Below are 17,877 nucleotides of genomic sequence, written 5' to 3' on the forward strand. Positions count from 1 at the left end.
GAGAAAACGATTGGCGGTGCCCAGGGGCGGGTTGCCTATCCTTGAGGACGGAATGAATACGCTCTCCGACCTCCAGGGCCGCCTGCCCCACCTGATGTTGCGCGATCAGCGCAGGCTGGGCCGCCGCCTCGACGGCATGCGCAAAGTCCGCGACCCGAAGGCCCGGCAGGCCATCGCCGCGCAGATCTCCGGCGAACTCGACGTCGCGGAACAGCGGGTCGCGGTCCGGCGCGCCGCCGTTCCCGTGCTCACCTATCCCGACCAGCTGCCGGTCAGCCAGCGCAAGGACGACATCCTGGCGGCGATCAGGGACCACCAGGTCGTGATCGTCGCGGGCGAGACCGGTTCCGGCAAGACCACCCAGCTGCCGAAGATCTGCCTGGAGCTGGGCCGGGGTGTGCACGGCCTGATCGGGCACACCCAGCCGCGCCGGATCGCGGCCAGGACCGTCGCCGAGCGCATCGCCGAGGAGCTGGAGATCCCGCTCGGGGAGGCGGTCGGCTACAAGGTCAGGTTCACCGACCATTCGAGCGACGGCACCCTGGTCAAACTGATGACGGACGGCATCCTGCTGGCCGAAATGCAGACCGACCGGTTCCTCTCCCAGTACGACACACTGATCATCGACGAGGCCCACGAACGCAGCCTCAACATCGACTTCATTCTTGGGTACGTCAAGCAGTTGTTGCCCAAACGCCCCGACCTCAAGGTCGTCATCACCTCGGCCACGATCGACCCCGAACGGTTCTCCCAGCATTTCGGCGGCGCGCCGATCGTGGAGGTGAGCGGGCGGACGTACCCGGTGGAGGTGCGCTATCGCCCGATCGATGAGGATCAGGACGACCAGACGCAGGCGATCGTGGACGCGGTCGACGAGCTGAACCGGGAAGGCCCGGGGGACATTCTCGTCTTTCTCAGCGGGGAGCGGGAGATCCGCGACACCGCCGACGCGTTGAAGGGCCGCCGCGAGGAGATCCTCCCGTTGTACGCGCGACTGTCGGCGGGCGAGCAGCACCGGGTGTTCCAGCGGCACACCGGGCGGCGGATCGTGCTGGCCACCAACGTGGCCGAGACGTCGCTGACGGTGCCGGGCATCAAGTATGTGATCGACCCCGGGAATGCCCGTATTTCGCGGTACAGCCACCGGCTGAAGGTGCAGCGGCTGCCGATCGAGCCGATCTCGCAGGCGTCGGCCAACCAGCGGAAGGGGCGCTGCGGGCGTACGTCCGACGGGGTGTGCATCCGGCTGTACGCCGAAGAGGACTTCGGTGGGCGGCCGGAGTTCACGGATCCGGAGATTCTCCGTACCAACCTGGCGAGCGTCATCTTGCAGATGACCTCGCTCGGGCTGGGGGACATCGCGGCGTTCCCGTTCGTGGAGCCGCCGGACAGCAGGCAGGTGAAGGACGGCGTCAACCTGCTGCACGAGCTGGGGGCGCTGGACGCGAAGGGCGGGCTGACGCCGCTGGGGCGCAAGCTGGCGCAGTTGCCGGTGGACCCGCGGCTGGCCAGGATGGTGCTGGAGGCCGACCAGAACGGCTGCGTGCGCGAAGTGATGATCATCACGGCGGCGTTGTCGATCCAGGATCCGCGCGAACGTCCGGCCGACAAGCAGCAGGCCGCCGACGAGAAGCACCGCAGGTTCGCGGACAAGGAATCCGACTTTCTCACTTACCTGAATCTGTGGCGGTATCTGCGGGAGAAGCAGCAGGAGCTGTCCTCCAGCGCGTTCCGGCGGCTGTGCAAGGCTGAGTTCCTCAACTACCTGCGGGTTCGCGAGTGGCAGGACATCGACAGCCAGCTGCGGCAGGTCGCCAAGACCCTCGGCGTCACGCTCAACAGCGCCGACGCCGACCCGCAGCGGGTGCATCTGTCGCTGCTGGCGGGGCTGCTGTCGCATATCGGCGTCAAGGACGTGGCCAAGAAGGAGCAACCGGGGCAGCGGCGGCCGCTCACCGAGTATGTCGGCGCCCGCAACGCCCGCTTCGCGATCTTCCCTGGGTCGGCGCTGGCCCGGAAGCAACCGCAATGGGTGATGTCGGCGGAACTGGTGGAGACGTCCCGGCTGTGGGCGCGGGTCAATGCCAAGATCGAGCCGGAGTGGGTCGAACCGCTCGCGCAGCATCTGGTCAAACGCGCGTACAGCGAGCCGCACTGGGAGAAGGACCAGGCCGCGGTGATGGCCCTGGAGAAGGTGACGCTTTACGGCGTTCCCATCGTCACCGAGCGTAAGGTCAACTACGGCAGGATCGATCCCGAGCTGTCGCGCGAGCTGTTCATCCGGCGCGCGCTGGTGGACGGCGACTGGCGGACCCACCATCCGTTCTTCCACGAGAACCGTAAGCTCCTGCAGGAGGTTGAGGAGCTGGAGGAGAAGGCCCGCCGCCGCGACATCCTGGTCGACGACGAGACCCTCTTCGACTTCTACGATCAGCGCATTCCGGCCGAGGTGGTGTCCGGGCGGCATTTCGACAGCTGGTGGAAGAAAGCGCCCGACAAGACGATTCTCACGTTCTCGCCGGACATGCTGGTCAACGAGAACGCCGATGTCAGCGCCCGCGACTATCCGGACGTGATCCGGCAGAGCGGTCAGCGTATGAAGCTGAGCTACCAGTTCGAGCCTGGTACCGAAGCCGACGGTGTCACCGTGCACGTGCCGTTGCAGGTGCTCAACCAGGTCAACGGCGCGGGCTTCGACTGGCAGATCCCCGGCCTGCGGGAGGATCTGATCACCGCGCTGATCCGGTCGCTGCCCAAACATCTGCGGCGTAACTTCGTTCCCGCGCCCAACTTCGCCAAATCCGTGCTGGAACGGGTGACACCGGGCAGCGAGCCGATCCTGGACGCGCTGGAGCGCGAGTTGCACCGCATGACCGGGGTGGTGATTCCCCGGGAGGCGTGGAGCATGGAGCAGGTGCCCGACCATCTGCGCGTGACCTACCGGGTGGTGGACGAGCGCAAACGGCCGGTCGCCGAGGACAAGGATCTCGACGCGCTGAAACGCCGGCTCGCGCCCAAACTCCGGGCCACCCTCTCTGAGGCCGCCACCGGCCTCGAACGCGAGGGCCTGACCTCCTGGACGATCGGGACCCTGCCGAAGGTGTTCGAGCAGGGCCGGTTGCGGGCCTATCCGGCGCTGGTCGATCGCGGTGACACGGTCGCGGTCCGGATGTTCGAGACGCCGGCCGAGCAGGAGCGCGCCATGTGGGCGGGCACCCGGCGACTGCTCCTGCTCAGCACCCTCAACCCCGCCAAATCCATCCTTCGCGGCCTCACCACCACCCAGAAACTCGCTCTCAGCCGCAGCCCGCACGGCGGCGCCACCGCCCTCTTCGACGACTGCGCCGCCTGCGCCGCCGACAAACTCATCAAGGACGCCGGCGGCCCCGCCTGGGACGAGCAGTCGTTCACCCGCCTTCACGACCACCTCAGATCCGACCTGTACGCGACGACTCACGACGTCGTCACGAAAGTCGAACGCGTGCTCGCCCTCTGGCACACCGTCCAGAACGCCACCAAAGGCCCCGCCGACGCCGTAGCCGACATCAAGGACCAGCTAGGCAACCTCGTCTTCCCCGGCTTCGTCACCGCCACCGGCCATGCCCGCCTCCCCGACCTCCAGCGCTACCTCAAAGCCATCGAACGCCGCCTCGAAAAACTCCCCGACGACCCGCACCGCGACCGCGAATGGATGTTCAAAGTCCACGACATCGAAGACGACTACCGCGACCTGGTGGACAAACTTCCCCCCGCCCGCCGCGACGCCCCCGCCGTCAAGGACATCCGCTGGATGATCGAAGAACTCCGCGTCAGCTTCTTCGCCCAGCAACTCGGCACCCCGACCCCGGTCTCCGAAAAACGCATCAGAAAGGCGATGGAACAGCTGTAGGCCCCACGTGCTACTTCCGCCTACCCGACTTCGCCCAAGGGAGACACCGCCTACTCGGTGAGCCGGCTCTGGGGTGAGGCGGGGTAGGCGCTCTGGTAAGGGACGGTCATTACCCACCCGTGGCGAAGGAGGTAGGTGATGGCCTGCCGGACCCCTGGAGACGCTGTACTCGGTGACGAGGGCGCCTTCGCTGGGGACGGGGCGGCGGCCGGGGATATGGCCGCTGCGAATGTCGGCGGCGATCCGGTCGGCGATCTGCTGGTAGCGGGGGGGGGGTGAGGTGGGCTGAGCGTCGGCGGTCTGGTCGGCGACTACGGCCTGGCCCCCTACATCACAGCCAAGCCTGAAGCCGGACCTGTGGCCCCAGACCCCGCCCGATGAGTCACGCTAGCCCTGCATTCCGCACGTGATCACCATTGACCTGGGGTGATCATCTAAGGTGCCGGATCTTGTATAGCGACTGAGTTGCAACGATGCAGCGTGTGCGGAAAACGGGGCTAGTGTCCCGGTTTTGAGTTCCGTCATCTAATGGAGGGATGGCGGGCAAACCACGACGGCCGCTCACGCTGAGCGTAGACGAGCGGCGGACGCTGCAAGGGTGGGCCACTCGCGGTAAGACCGCGCAGGTGCTGGCCCACCGGTCGCGGATCATCTTGCTGTGTGCCGACGGCCTGGACAACACCGCCGTGGCCCGGCGTCTGGGCGTCACGCGGGACACGGTGGGCAAGTGGCGCAATCGGTTCATCGATCGCCGGCTGGACGGGCTTGGTGACGAGCCGCGGCCCGGTGCTCCACGCACGCTCACCGATGCTCAGGTGGAGGAGGTGGTGGTGCGCACCCTGGAAGAGGTCCCCGAAGGAGCCACCCACTGGTCCCGGCGGGAGCTGGCCGCCCGGGTGGGGATCTCGGCCTCCAGCGTGCGGCGCATCTGGCGGGCGTTCGGCCTGCAACCGCATCTGGTGGAGGAGTTCAAGATCTCCACCGATCCGTTGCTGATCGACAAGATCCGCGATGTGGTCGGCCTGTACTTATCCCCGCCCGAGCACGCGGTGGTGTTGTCCGTCGACGAGAAGCCGCACATCCAGGCGATCGAGCGGTCGGCGCCAGTGCTGCCGATGATGCCCGGCACGCCCGAGCGGCGCAGCCACGACTATCACCGGCACGGCACCATCGACCTGTTCGCGGCGCTGAACGTGGCCACCGGCAAGGTGATCGGCAAGTTATCGGCCCAGCATCGTGCGGTGGACTTCCGGGACTTCCTGGATGAGATCTTCCACCACGTCGAGCCGGGCCTTGAGATTCACGTGATCTGTGACAACCTGTCCACGCACAAGGCCCCGGTGGTCCATAAATGGCTCCTCGCGCATCCTACGGTCCACCTGCACTTCACCCCCACCTACTCGTCGTGGATTAACCAGGTCGAGCGGTGGTTCGCCGAACTACAGCGCCGCCGCCTCGATCGCGGCGTGTTCTGTTCCCTCGACGAGCTGACAAGGGCGCTGCAGGAATGGCTCAAGCACTGGAACGAAAACGCCCGCCCGTTCACCTGGACCAAGGACGCCGACCAGATCATCGGCGCCATCGGCCGCTACTGCGCTCGAATCTCTGGACCAGGACACTAGCACTCCACAACGGTTTCGGTGCAGATCACCTTGCCGTTGCTGACCGCCTGCTGGAGCAGGGCGTAGAGGGTCTCGCGCTGGTCGGCGTCGAGTGAGGCGAGCACCTCGTCATCGACCGCCGCCAGGGCGGCCTCGACGTCGGCCAGCCGCTGTGTGCCCGCTTCGGTGAGCTGCACCACGTGGCGGCGACGGTCTTCGGGGGCGCGGCGGCGTTCGATCAGCTTCTGGGCCTCGAGTTCGTTCAGCAGGCCGACCACGTTGGTGGCGTCCATTGCCAGCATGGTGGCCAAGGCCTGCTGGTTGCAGGCGCCGCCGTTGCGCAGCACGGTCAGCGTGACGACGTGGCGGGGCCGAAGTCCGAGTGGGGCCAGCACCGTTTCGGCGCGCATGCGAATAAGGCGCGCGAGGTGGTCCAGCAGGGGGCCCGAGCGGTGGCCCGTCTGGCCTGTGGCGGGCGGGGAGGTCATGACACCAGTCTACCGACTTGGCAGAACAGTCGATGGTGTAGTAATCATTTGTGTATCACAAACGATTTATCCAAGGGGAATCATATGGCACACCTGCTTCACATCGACTCCAGCATCCAGGGCGAGCGCTCGACCAGCCGCAAGCTCACCGCCCAAGCGGCCGAGGTCTGGCGGGCGGCGCACCCGGAGGGCACTGTCACCTACCGCGACCTGGGCCGCCGCCCGCTGCCGCACCTCGACGAGGCGGCCTTCCTGGCCCGGCTCGCCCCGGTCGAGCAGCACACCCCCGATCAGGCCGCCGCGTGGCAGCTGACCGAGCAGCTCGTCGACGAGGTCAAGCGGGCAGACACGGTCCTGCTGGGCATGCCGCTCTACAACTACAGCGCGCCCAGCAGCGTCAAAGCCTGGGTGGATTACCTCATCACCCCCAGGCTGGCGTACGACCCCGAGACCGGGACCGGGCTGCTGGCCGACAAGGAGTTCATCGTGCTGGCCAGCCGCGGCGGTGGCTACGGCCCGGGCACCCCGCGTGAAGGCTGGGACCACGCCGAGCCGTGGCTTCCGCACGGGCTGTCCGTGGTGGGGTTGCGGCCGCGGTTCATCACGGCCGAGCTGACGCTGGCCCAGGTGAATCCGGCGATGTCCGATCTGATCCCGCTGGCCGTCGAGAGCCTGGCGGCGGCCCAGCGCGAGATCGACACCCTGTGGCGTGCCGGGGTGCCCGCTTAGGCGATCAGGTGGGGATGGGCGAGCGGCGGCAGCCACACCGTCAGCATGGCGTGGCGGTCGCCGTCGTCCAGCAGGTCGGTGGGCAGGCGGCCAGGCGCACCCGGCCGCCTGCACCCCGCCTGAAAGGGCCGGACGAGCCTTTTGCTCGTCTGGGGCGCATTGTGCACTCCTGGTTCGCCGGCTCAGCCAGGCCGGCTGGTTCCCTGGCCTGTGGGGTTCCCGGGTCCAGCCGGGCGATGGTCAGCATGTCGGAGAGGATTTCCTCCAACCGGGTCCATTTCCTGCGTAAACGGCGCCGGATGGCGGTGCCTGACCCGTCGGGGATCCCAAGTCGGTCACGGGGGTCTCCTTGTTGGGGACCGCGTCGTGCGACCCATATGTCAGGGAAGACCCGGAGTAACGTAGGCGGAGATCTTGTCGGTCGCGGACCAGCGGCAGGATGGCCTGATGTGGAGGGTGTTGTGATTCGGGCGGTTGTGTTTGATGTTGGGGAGACGTTGATTGATGAGACGCGGATTTGGTCGCGGTGGGCTGATCGGTTGGGGGTGACGCGCTTGACGTTCATGGGGGTGTTAGGCGGGATGGCGGCGCTCGATCGGTCTCATCGGGATGCTTTTGAGGTGGTTCGGCCGGGGCTGGATGTGCGGGCTGAGATGGAGGCGTGGCGGCGGGAGGATCCGGATGGGCTTCGGGAGAACTTCGATGGCGACGATCTCTATCCGGATGTCAGGGGGAGTCTGGGGGAGCTCAGGAAGCTGGGCTTTCAGGTGATCGTCGCTGGGAATCAGCCGGTGCAGGCGTATGACGCGCTGGTGGCCATGGAGTTGCCGGTCGACGCGATCTACACCTCGGCGGGGTGGGGGTTGTCGAAGCCGCAGGCCGGGTTCTTCGCGAAGGTGGCGGAGGTGGCGGGGCGGGCGCCAGAGGAGATCCTCTATGTGGGGGATCGGTTGGACAATGACGTGCTTCCAGCCGCGCGGGTAGGGATGCGCACGGCGTTGTTGCGGAGGGGGCCGTGGGGTTACCTGCACGCCGATCGTCCGGAGTCCGCCGCCTGTGACTTCGTCATCGACGGGTTGGACGAGCTGGCTGAACTCTTGGACGCTCCCTCGTAAGGTCGCGACCGCGAGGTTGAGGACACCCGCGAAAAGCGGCCGGACTGTCGGGCCATCCCTTGCCGGTTGCGAGCGGAGGAAGCATTGGCGATCGGGTGAGTCGCGCGGTCAGCTTTCCTTTTTGAGGTCGCCCTTGTAGGTGACGAGCCCGAGGTCGTCGTCCCACTGGTAGCCGAGCTGGTCGTCCTTGGGAGTGAGGATGACGGTGCCGGGGACGCAGCCGGCGTTGTTGTCGAGGCGGAGGACCATGGAGTCGGCCTCGATCTTGTTCACCGTCAGAGTGCCGGTGTCGCAGCCGTCTTCGTACCATTTGCCGGTGGCTTCGCCGGCGGGGAGTTCGATGCGGATGTCGTGTTCGCTCATGGCGCCCTGGGGTTCGGGCACGATGTGGCCTGCCCAGATTCCGGCATAGGCGTCCGGGATGACGGTGGCGTCGGTGGCCTCGGTGGTGTCCTCAGTGGAGTCCTCTGAGGGTGTGGGTTCTTCGGTAGGGGTTTCGGCGTCGTCGGATGGAGTCTCCGCTGGGTCCACGGTCGCTTCGGCGGTGGAGGAGGACGAGTTCGCGTTGGTGTCGCCGGTTCCGGAGACGATGCGGGGGACCACGATGGCGGTGGTGCCGATGATCGCGACCAGAGCCACCAGCAGGGCGATCATCAGCCCTCGGTTGCCGCCCGTACTGCTCGGCGCGGTGGCATGCTGCTCCCAGCTCTGACCTGGTCCGGTACCCATCGGCTGGCCGCCGGGCCAGGACTGGGGAGCCTGACCGGGCCAGGATGACTGCCCGGCGGGCGGGTAGCCCGGCGGCGGGGGAGTCTGTGCCGGCGGGTGGGCTGCGGCGGCGCCCATGGAGAGCGGGTCGGGGGTGGAGCCGACCAGGGTGAGGAGCAGGTCGCGGGAGGTGGGGCGGCGGGTGGGGTCCTTGTCGATGCAGCGTTGCACGGTGGCGCGGAGCGGTTCGGGGACGCCGGTGGTGTCGGGGGTGATCGTCATGATCCGGTGCAGCACCGAGGCCACGCTGTCGGCGCCGAACGCCGGGCGGCCGGTCGCCGCGTACACCATCGTCGCCCCCCACGCGAACACGTCCGACGCGGGGCTGGCCGGATGCCCGGCGATCTGCTCGGGGGACAGGTAGGCGGGGGTGCCGATCGGCCCGGCCGTCATCGTGGCGCTCTCGCTCTGCCGGGCGATGCCGAAGTCCACCACCCGGGGCCCGTCGGGACCGAGCAGGACGTTGCCCGGCTTGAAGTCCCGGTGCACGATGCCCGCACCGTGGATGGCGGCGAGCGCGGTAGCCGTACCGACCGCGAGGCGTTCGAGTTCACCCCCGCGTAACGGGCCGTCGGCGCTGACCCGGTCGTGGAGGGAAGGGCCGTCGATGAACTCGCTCACCACGTAGGGTTCGCGGCCGTCCACCTCGGCGGTGATGACCCGCGCCGTGCAGAACGAGGCCACGCCGCGCAGCGCGTCGAGCTCGCGGGCCAGCCGCTGCCGCACACTCGGGTCGAAGCCGCTTTTCAGCACCTTGATGGCGACAGGCACCCCATCAGGGGACGCGCCGAGATAGACAACCCCCTGCCCACCTTCGCCGAGCCGGCCGGACAGCGTGAACTCGCCCAGCGCGCGGGGATCCTCAGGCGTCAGGGGTGCGACCATGCGTCATACCGTATTGGGATCCGTACAGATAAGTGAACCTGCCCGCAGTGACGGGCAGGTTCACGAACATCCAGCGGAGGTTAGCCCAGCTCGTAGATGGCCGTCGTTCCGCTGATCTCGTGACCGACCACCAGCAGCGGCCGGAAGGTCGGGCTCTGCGCGGCCGGGATGAACAGCACGCCCTCGGGGCCGACGTCCCCGGCGGTGCCCGCAGCCACGTTGCCGGTGAAGTCGCGGCTGTTGACGTAGCCGGCCAGGCTCGGCCTGCTCGGGTTGCTCACGTCGTACGCGACGATCCCGCCGACCCGCTCAAGCCCGGCGAACGCGTACGTCCTGCCCTTGATCTCGCCGATCGCGACACCCTCCGGCTCGGGGCCCTTGTTGTCGCTGCGGCTGTCGAAGGTGTTGTTCTCCTGGTCGGCGTTGAACTGGGCCGGCAGTTTCTCGGCGATCAGCTTTTCGATCTGGTCGCCCGAGTCCCACACCGGCGCGCCCGAGGAGGACCTGATCGAGATCGACCGGGCGCCGAAGGAGTGCAGGTCGGTGGTGGCCCCGGCGGCGTTCTTGGGCGAGGTCGTGGTCACGTTGAGGCGGCCGAGCTCGGCGTCCTTCTTGAGCGCGTCCCCGTCCGGCCGGGCCAGCGTGAGGTCCTTGACCCTGACCTCCTCGGAGAAGCAGTCGTAGTCGCGGGCGTCGCCCTCGTTGGCGGTCACCAGGTAGGTGCGGCCGCGCTGCTCGAAGGAGGCCAGCGCGTCCGGCTGGTACATGCCCAGCACCGGCCGCGGCCTGATGTCGATCTTGGTGTCCCGGTCCGAGGCGTCGATACCCGCGCCCGGCTTGGAGTGGTCCTTCAAGCCCAGCGGGACGATCTCCTCAACCCGGGCATGCTTCAGGTCCACGATCGCGATCGCGTTGTTCTCCTGCAGCGACACCCAGGCCGTCCGGCCGTGCTTGTCGGTGGCGATGTACTCCGGCTCGAAGTCCTGCGCGGCGGTCGCGTTCGGACCGTAGATCCGCACGCCCTTGGCCCGCAGGTAGTTCTCCTTGCCGTTGTACGCCCGGAAGCTCGCGGTCTTCACGCTGCCGCGCTTCACGTCCACGATGCTGACCGAACCCTCGGGGTCGACCCCGTCCGCGCAGTACGAGGACGGCTCACCCTCGTTGGCCACCACAACCTTGTCCCCATCCGGGGTGAACATCACCATGTCGGGCAGCGCGCCCACCCGCACCTCGCGCAGCTTGCGCCCGTTCCGGGCAGAGAAGAAGCTGACCGTGCCGGGGTCGGTCTTGACCGCCGCCTGCTGGGCCACGGCCACCAGGCCCTTCTTCACGGCCACGCTGTTGGCCCCCGGCGTGACCAGCGTGGCCACCTTCTTCGGGTTGCGCGGGTCCTTGATGTCCAGCACGTCCACCGTGCCGTCCTGGGCGTTCACCACGAAGACGCGGCGGGTCGCGGGGTCGTACGCGGTGATCTCGGACGCGCCGACGCCGACCGCGCCGGTGGCGAAACGCCCGAGGAACGTGAGTTCGATACCGCCCGTGGCCTGTGCGGGCACGGACAGTAACGTGGAGGTGAGAATCAGCCCAGTGGTGGCGGCGAGGATGCGCATGGCCTGCATCGTCGCGATATTTCGTGACTTGTTCCTGACGCCTGGATGACCATGAGGTGAACCGTCACAGGATCTGCTTGAGCGGCACCGTGTAGGCCAGCTTGCGCCGCCCGGAGTCGCTGAGGTGCAGGTGGTCGCCGTGATCGTAGGAGGCGCGCAGCTGGTCGGGCGTGCCGGGATCGCGCAGCGCCTTGTCGAAGTCGAGCACGCCGTCGAACGCCCGGCTCGTCCTGATCCAGCGGTTCACCTGCTGCCGGATCGCCTCCCGCTCCGGCGTCCAGCTCTGGTATCCCGCGAACGGCGTCAGCGTGCCGCCCAGAATCCGCAGCTTCCTGGCGTGCGCCATCTTGATCATCTTCTTGTACGCCTCGATCAGCGGCCTGGCCGAGGAGAGCTCCCCCTTGGAGATGTCGTTGATCCCGCAGAACAGCACGACCGTCTTCACCCCCGGCTGGGACAGCACGTCCCGGTTGAACCGGCTGAGCGTGCTCGGCCCGACCCCCGTCTGCAGCACCCGGTTCCCGGCGATCCCCGCGTTGAGCACCGCCACCCGCTTGGCGGCCGGCAACGCCCCGATCCGATGGTTGAGATAGTCGGTCCACCGCCGGTTGGCGTCGAGCTCCTGCCCCGCGCCGTCGGTCAGCGAATCCCCTACCGCCACCACCGACCGCACCGACTTCGCGGTGGTCACCGCCACCCGATCGAGGAAGTACCACTGCGTGCTGGTGTAGGTGAACTTGTCCGCCGCCTCGGCCCGCGCGTGGTTCCCCGGATCGGACAGGAACGTCGTCGTGTACGCCCGATCGTGCCCCGTCACCTGCGGCAGGTATGCGGGCACGTACAGGCTGACCACCACGCTCTGCCGCGGCGAGATCTTCTTGACCACCGGATCGCTCCACACCGCCTGCCCCGGCTTGAGCCTGATCGACTTCTTGCCGTTGAAGGTGACCGGCCGGTTGGTCTTGCCCATCAGCTCAGCGCCGTACGCCTGGAGTCCTAAATAGACGCTCTGGAACGTGACCGAGGTGCGCCCGAAGACGTTGGACAGGCGGATGCGCAGGCCGCTGCCGCCGATGCTGGTGCGCACCACCATCCGGACCGTCTGGTCGCCGATCGCGGTCGGCAGCCGGTCGCTGGCCGCGGTCCAGGTTCCGACCTGATGCCCGGACGCCGCCCGCGCGGGCGACATCGGCACCAGGGCTACTGCCAGGATCAACGCCGTCACGACGAACCGGTGGACCGGTCGCACCATCGCCTCCGAAAGCCACATGAGATTGATTCGCGAGGGGATACATTACGGCCAATCGCCCCCTGGAACGCTGTCATTCGGTCAGACGTGCTTGAATCCACAGTGCCCGGCTTCCTGACACCCCCGAGGACACGGATGTCCGAACCGTCCCCGCCTGACGAGCAAGCAACCGGCCGACGGGCGCTGGCCGCGCCCGCCGCGATCGGGGTGGTCGCCGCGGTGGGCAGCGCGCTGGCCGCCGCCACCAACATCTGGGACCTGCCGGTCGCGGTGAGCCTCGGCGTCACCGGCACCGCCGCCGCGCTGGCCGGGGTGCTGGCCTGGGCCACCGCCGCCCCGGCCAAACGCCGCCCGGCGGCCCTGCCGGGAGGCGGCCCGGTCGCGGCCGAGCTGCCCCCGGTCATCGCCCACTTCACCGGCCGCGGCGAGGCCCTCGCCGATCTGCGCGAGCGTTTTCGCGACCGGGCCGGCGACTCGCCGTTCGTGGTGTCCATCTACGGCCAGGGCGGGGTCGGCAAGTCGGCCCTGGCCGGGCGGTTCGGGCACGACATCCTCGACGACTTCCCCGACGGCCAGCTCTACTTCGACCTGCGCGGCGGCGCCGACGTGGTCCGCCCCGAGGAGGTGCTGGTCGGGTTCCTGCGCTCGCTCGGCGTGCGCCTCACCACCGACCCCGGCGGCCTGCGCGAGCTGCAGAAGCTCTGGTGGACCTGGACCAAGGACCGCCGTCTGCTGATATTTCTGGACAACGCCAGGGATGGGGATCAGGTCAAGGATCTCATCCCGAACGAACCGCGGTGCGCGGTGATCGTCACCTCCCGCAAGCCGCTGCTGCTCCGCAACACCTACGACACCCAGCTGCACGTCTTCACCGAAGCCCAGGGCGTGGAGCTGCTGGCCCGCCTGGCGGGCGGGGACCGGGTCGTGGCCGACCTGGAGTCCGCCCAGGACATCGTCCGCCTCTGCGACCGCCTGCCGCTGGCCATCAGCATCTGCGGCGGCCGCCTCGCCACCCGCGCCCACTGGTCGCTGGACGACCTGGCCCTCCGCCTGGCCGACGAGCGGCGCCGCCTCGACCAGCTGGAGATCGGCCGCCAGCTCGACAGCAGCGTCCGCGCCAGCCTGCACCTCAGCTACGAGGAGTGCACCGACCTGCAGCGCCGCCTGCTCCGGCTGCTGGCCCAGCTGACCGCCCCCGACGTGCAGGAGTGGGTGGCCGGCGACCTGCTGGACACCTCCGAGACCGACGGCGCCGACCAGCTGGAGATGCTGGTAACCAGCCAGCTCGCCGAATGCACCGGCCGCGACTCCACCGGTGGCATGCGCTACCGCCTGCACGACCTGGTCCGCCTGTTCGCCCGCGAACAGCGCCTCGACGCCGACCAGCGCCGCGCCGCCATCGAACGCGTCCTGTACGGCTTCCGCCGCCGCGCCGAAGCCGCCGCCACCGCCCGCTGGCCCCAGGACTGGACCTCCAGGGTCCCGCGCCGCAGCTCCCCCGACACGATCACCCCCATCGAGATCACCTGGCCCCGGGTGGACAACACCCGCCGCGAGATCACCTCCGCCGCCTGGTTCACCTCCGAGCGCCTGGCCCTGCTGGCCGCCATCCACCAGGCCAGGAACGAGGAGATGTGGGACCTGGCCTGGGGCATGGGCCGGGCCTTCTGCTCGCTGTGCCACTCGCTCCGGGCGTACTGGTCGGACTGGGAGGAGGTCGCCGACATCGTCTGCGAGGCGGCCGAGCGCATGGACGACCCACGCGCGATCGGCATCGCCCTGCTGGAACGCGCGGCCGTGAACGGCGGCCTGGGCCGCCCGGACGGCGCGCTCGGCGACGCGCGCCGGGCCCTGGAGCTGCTGACCCTGCAGGGCGAGAGCTGGTGGGCGGCACGGGCCTCGCGCACGATCGGCATGACCCTGTTCAGCAGCGGCAACCTGGACCGCAGCCAGGACCACCTGGTCGAGGCGATCACCGCCTTCAAGGCCGAAGGCGATCGCTGGTGGACCGCCCGCACCCAGCGCAACCTGGCCGAACTCCGCCTCGCCCAGGGCGGCTACGGCGAGGCCGCCGTCCTCCTGGAGGAATCCCTGGCCACCTTCGAGGCGGACGGCAACCGCTACTCCGAGGCGCAGACCCAGCGCGCCCTCGGCGAGGTCCTGGCCGCCAAGGCCCGCGCGCTCCTGGCCGAGGGCAAGGACCTGGCCGCCGAACGGCAGTACATCCTCGCCGGGAACGCCCTCCGCTTCGCGATCAAGGCGTTCAAGGACCGCCACGAGGAGTGGGAGGAGGCCCGCAGCCTGCGCGCGGCCGGGGAGATCGGCGACCCGCAGAACCTGCTCACCGAGCACGCCAACGTCAGGGACGCCAAGGAGATGCTGGCCCGGCTCGGCGACTCGTGGGGCGTGGCCCGGGCCGAGATCTCCGAAGGGTGGGCGCTGGAGCGTCTTGGCCGGGTGCCCGAGGCGGTGATCTCGTTCCGCCAGGCCGAACGGGACTTCGAGGAACTGGGGGACCGGTGGTGGCAGGCGCGCAGCCTGCGCGGCGTGGCGGAGATCCTGCTGCGCGCCGACCGCAGGGAGGAAGCGCGCGAACCGGCCAGGCAGGCGCTGGACATCTACCTGAACCTGGGCAACGAGACCGGCGCTCGGCGCGCCCGAGATGTCCTCGAACGCGCCGAAGCGCCTAGGCCGCCGACACGCTGAGCAGGTGGGTGCCCGCCTGCCTGGCCTCCGCGATGCTGGCGCGGAAGACCTGCTCGATGGCCACCGCCTGGGTGGACATCTGGGCGATCTCCGCCGTGGCCATCGCGTCCGGGGCCGTCTCCGCTAAGAGCCGTTGGAACTCGGGGGTGAGGTCGTGCAGTTCTGTCACCTTCCGGAAGGCGTCGAAGAGGCGGTCGGCGTCCCTGGCCCGGGCCGCGTACGCCTCCAGGGCCACCACCCGGGACGTCAAGGACGCGGTGATCTCCTTGATCGTCGTGCTGTACGGCGCGTCCGCCTCGGCGATCAGCGGATCCGGGTTCCGGCCCACGATCTTGCGGTGTTTGTCCCGGAGCGCGGACAGGTCGGAAAGGCGCTTGGCGATCACCCATGCTTCCCCGGGCAGGGCGACGTTGTTGTTGTCCGTGTCGAGCAGGCCCTGGCGGTGCACCGTGGAGTGCAGCACGGCCTTGACCGCCTTCTGCGCCCGGGCGAGCAGGCTCCCGCACTGCTCGTCCAGGTCGCTCGGCAGCACGATCCGGTCGGCGTGGTCGTACACGATCTGGAGTTTTCGCCGGGCCTCGCGCTGGTCGGCCGTGAGCAACCGGTTGAGCAGCGTCACGAAGCCGGTCATGCCGGCCAGGATCAGGAAGGTGGAGAAGCCGCCGAGGGCGCCGCCGAACATCAGGACCACGGCACACACGATCACGATCGGCCGCGGCGATTTGGGGGCCTCCGGGACGAGTCCCTGCCGGACCCGCCGGATTAGTTCCTCGTTGGTCTCCAGCAGCTGACGGATCGGGAACGGCAGGCTGGGATCTAGGGCTGTTGCGGGTCTTGCGCGGTCGGCCACGTGACCTCCTGGGGGATGATGCTCTCTGCTGCCACCACCAGCGCGAAATATGAGTTGATCGCAATGATTGCGAAAGAACTAGGAGACATTCATTCTGCCGCCACTCCGCCGTCTTATCCCGACAGATAGGCTCATAAGCGATGAACGAACATGAGCGATGGATAGTTCTGGAAGGCGCGGTCAATGTCCGTGATCTCGGCGGACTGCCGACCACCGACGGCGGCACCACCCGATTCGGCCGCATCCTGCGATCCGACAACCTGCAGGGTCTGACCCCGGCCGACATCGAGTTCCTGGTCGGGACCCTCAAACTCCGGCACGTGGTGGACCTGAGGTCAAATAACGAGGTGCGCCTGGAAGGCCCCGGCCCGTTAACCGAAATGCCGGAGGTCGGGTTCCATCACCACACCCTTTTCGCCGAGGGCGGCCGCTTCACCGACGCCGCCGCCGACACGATCGACGACCGGGCGCTCCCCTGGGGGAACTCGCCGAAGGTGGATGAGGAACTCCAGGTCACCGGCTACTACTACGGCTACCTGCGGGACCGGCCGGACTCGGTGGTCGCGGCGCTGCGCGCGCTGGCCCACGACGACGGCCTGGCCGTGGTGCACTGCGCCGCCGGGAAGGACCGCACCGGCGTGGTCAGCGCGCTGGCGCTGGCGGTCGGCGGCGTCACCCGGGAGGCCATCGTCGCCGACTACGCCGTCACCGGCGAGCGCATCGGGGCGATCCTGGCCCGGCTGCGCGCCAGCGACACCTACCGGGAGGACCTGGACTCCAAGTCCGACGACCACCACGTGCCGCGGGCCGAGTACATGGAGCGTTTCCTGACCACCCTGGAGGACCGTTTCGACGGGCCGCTGGGCTGGCTGGACCGCAACGGCTGGACCGCCGCCGACGCCAGCGCGCTACGCGCCCGGCTGCGGGACTGACACCGGGACTGACACCGGGACTGACACGACGCGCCGCTCGGAGGCCGCCACCTTGGCGGCCTCCAGCACCTCCAGCACCGCCACCACCCCTTCGGGGTCCACCGGCGGAGCCGCCTTCTCCCGGATCATCGCCACCACACCCCGATAGAAATCCAGGTACGCCCCCGGCTCCGAGACCACCGGCCGCACGTCATCCTCCACACCGAGCCTGCCCCACGCCGCCTCGGGCTCGACCCCGAACCCGGGCGCGTCCGGCAGCTCCCCGGCCCGCAACCGGTCCTCCTGCCCGTCCAGGCCCCACTTCACATAGGTACGCTCCGAGCCCACCACCCGGAATCGCGGCCCCGGCTGACCGGCCACCGCGCTCATCCACAGCTGCGACCGAGCCCCGCTCACGTGGTCGAGCGCGAGGAACACGTCGTCCTCCGCCTCCACTCCGGCCCGCCGGACGTCGCTCTCCGCGTAGACGGCCGCCACCGGGCCGAGCAGGTGCAGGGCCTGGTCGACCAGGTGGCTGCCCAGGTCGTAGAGCAGGCCGCCGAGCTCGTCCGGGCCGCCGCGCTCCCGCCAGCCGCCCTTCGGCACCGGCCGCCACCGCTCGAACCGCGACTCGAACCTGCGGATCTCGCCGAGCTCGGCGCGCAGGCGCTGGATCGTCAGGAAGTCGCCGTCCCAGCGCCGGTTCTGGAACACCGTCAGCGGCAGCTCCCGTTCCCGGGCCAGCCGGATCAGCCCGGCCGCCTCGGCGGCGGTGCCCGCCAGCGGCTTGTCCACCACCACCGGCAGGCCCGCGCGCAGGGCCGCAGTCGCCAGCGGCACGTGGGTGCGGTTCGGGGAGGCGATCACGATCAGGTCGGCACGGTCCCACAGTTCCTCGGCGGAGTCGACCACGTCCGCGCCGGTGGCCTGTACCCGCTCGGCTTTGGCGGGGTCGCGGGTGACCACGGCGGCCAGCCGCAGCCCGGGCGTGGCCGCGATCAGCGGCGCGTGAAAGAAGCTCCCCGCCGGTCCAAAACCGGCCAATCCAACCTTGATCTCATTCATTCCCCAAGGAA

General features: G+C 68.9%; 13 protein-coding genes. 6 read left to right on the top strand and 7 right to left on the bottom strand.

The genetic code is table 11. The annotated features are described in order from the left end of the window. The first annotated feature begins 52 nt into the window (after nucleotides 1-52). Together hrpA and Aple_RS09160 are read left to right on the top strand one after the other, a co-directional pair. Entirely contained in the window at nucleotides 53-3,889 is a 3,837-nt protein-coding gene (hrpA, locus tag Aple_RS09150) for an ATP-dependent RNA helicase HrpA (protein WP_155344069.1), read from the top strand. 590 nt (nucleotides 3,890-4,479) lie between these two features. Further along, nucleotides 4,480-5,511, top strand: coding sequence for an IS630 family transposase (locus tag Aple_RS09160; RefSeq protein ID WP_373869575.1), 1,032 nt, complete (start codon nucleotides 4,480-4,482; stop codon nucleotides 5,509-5,511). Here Aple_RS09160 and Aple_RS09165 read toward each other — a convergent pair. After that, on the bottom strand, nucleotides 5,508-5,900 hold the full coding sequence (locus tag Aple_RS09165; RefSeq protein WP_218038203.1) for a MarR family winged helix-turn-helix transcriptional regulator: 393 nt from the start codon (nucleotides 5,898-5,900) through the stop codon (nucleotides 5,508-5,510). The two genes, Aple_RS09160 and Aple_RS09165, sit on opposite strands and share 4 nt — an antisense overlap. Nucleotides 5,901-6,062: 162 nt before the next feature. Between Aple_RS09165 and Aple_RS09170 the strand changes: the two genes are divergently transcribed. Beyond that, nucleotides 6,063-6,707 carry an FMN-dependent NADH-azoreductase gene (locus Aple_RS09170; RefSeq protein ID WP_155344072.1) on the top strand — a complete coding sequence of 215 codons (645 nt, stop codon included), beginning with the start codon at nucleotides 6,063-6,065 and terminating at the stop codon, nucleotides 6,705-6,707. Here Aple_RS09170 and Aple_RS09175 read toward each other — a convergent pair. Further along, nucleotides 6,704-6,874, bottom strand: a complete 171-nt coding sequence (locus tag Aple_RS09175; RefSeq protein ID WP_155344073.1) for a hypothetical protein — start codon at nucleotides 6,872-6,874, stop codon at nucleotides 6,704-6,706. The two genes, Aple_RS09170 and Aple_RS09175, sit on opposite strands and share 4 nt — an antisense overlap. A gap of 282 nt (nucleotides 6,875-7,156) precedes the next feature. On the opposite strand from Aple_RS09175, the gene Aple_RS09180 reads away from it, so the two are divergent. Further along, on the top strand, nucleotides 7,157-7,822 hold the full coding sequence (locus Aple_RS09180; RefSeq protein WP_246264278.1) for an HAD family hydrolase: 666 nt from the start codon (nucleotides 7,157-7,159) through the stop codon (nucleotides 7,820-7,822). 108 nt (nucleotides 7,823-7,930) lie between these two features. Here Aple_RS09180 and Aple_RS09185 read toward each other — a convergent pair whose 3' ends face one another. The 3 genes from Aple_RS09185 to Aple_RS09195 form a co-directional block, all read right to left on the bottom strand. Beyond that, entirely contained in the window at nucleotides 7,931-9,475 is a 1,545-nt protein-coding gene (locus Aple_RS09185) for a serine/threonine protein kinase (protein WP_155344074.1), read from the bottom strand. A gap of 80 nt (nucleotides 9,476-9,555) precedes the next feature. Continuing rightward, complete coding sequence (locus Aple_RS09190) at nucleotides 9,556-11,085, bottom strand: choice-of-anchor I family protein (protein ID WP_155344075.1); 1,530 nt, start codon at nucleotides 11,083-11,085, stop codon at nucleotides 9,556-9,558. Between the two features lie 64 nt (nucleotides 11,086-11,149). Beyond that, complete coding sequence (locus tag Aple_RS09195) at nucleotides 11,150-12,337, bottom strand: SGNH/GDSL hydrolase family protein (protein ID WP_170321361.1); 1,188 nt, start codon at nucleotides 12,335-12,337, stop codon at nucleotides 11,150-11,152. A gap of 132 nt (nucleotides 12,338-12,469) precedes the next feature. On the opposite strand from Aple_RS09195, the gene Aple_RS09200 reads away from it, so the two are divergent. Further along, nucleotides 12,470-15,040, top strand: a complete 2,571-nt coding sequence (locus Aple_RS09200) for a tetratricopeptide repeat protein (protein ID WP_155344077.1) — start codon at nucleotides 12,470-12,472, stop codon at nucleotides 15,038-15,040. Here Aple_RS09200 and Aple_RS09205 read toward each other — a convergent pair. Beyond that, complete coding sequence (locus Aple_RS09205; protein WP_155344078.1) at nucleotides 15,021-15,890, bottom strand: hypothetical protein; 870 nt, start codon at nucleotides 15,888-15,890, stop codon at nucleotides 15,021-15,023. The two genes, Aple_RS09200 and Aple_RS09205, sit on opposite strands and share 20 nt — an antisense overlap. A gap of 140 nt (nucleotides 15,891-16,030) precedes the next feature. Here Aple_RS09205 and Aple_RS09210 point away from each other — a divergent pair, with 140 nt between their 5' ends. Next, a complete protein-coding gene (locus tag Aple_RS09210; RefSeq protein ID WP_155344079.1) occupies nucleotides 16,031-16,822 on the top strand; it encodes a tyrosine-protein phosphatase in 792 nt (263 codons plus the stop codon). Here Aple_RS09210 and Aple_RS09215 read toward each other — a convergent pair. Then, the gene (locus Aple_RS09215; protein WP_155344080.1) at nucleotides 16,799-17,866 is read right to left on the bottom strand and encodes a Gfo/Idh/MocA family oxidoreductase; all 1,068 of its coding nucleotides are present in this window, start codon (nucleotides 17,864-17,866) and stop codon (nucleotides 16,799-16,801) included. The genes Aple_RS09210 and Aple_RS09215 overlap by 24 nt on opposite strands. Nucleotides 17,867-17,877 lie beyond the last annotated feature (11 nt).

Origin of the sequence: Acrocarpospora pleiomorpha, assembly GCF_009687885.1 — a bacterium.
GTDB lineage: Bacteria > Actinomycetota > Actinomycetes > Streptosporangiales > Streptosporangiaceae > Acrocarpospora > Acrocarpospora pleiomorpha.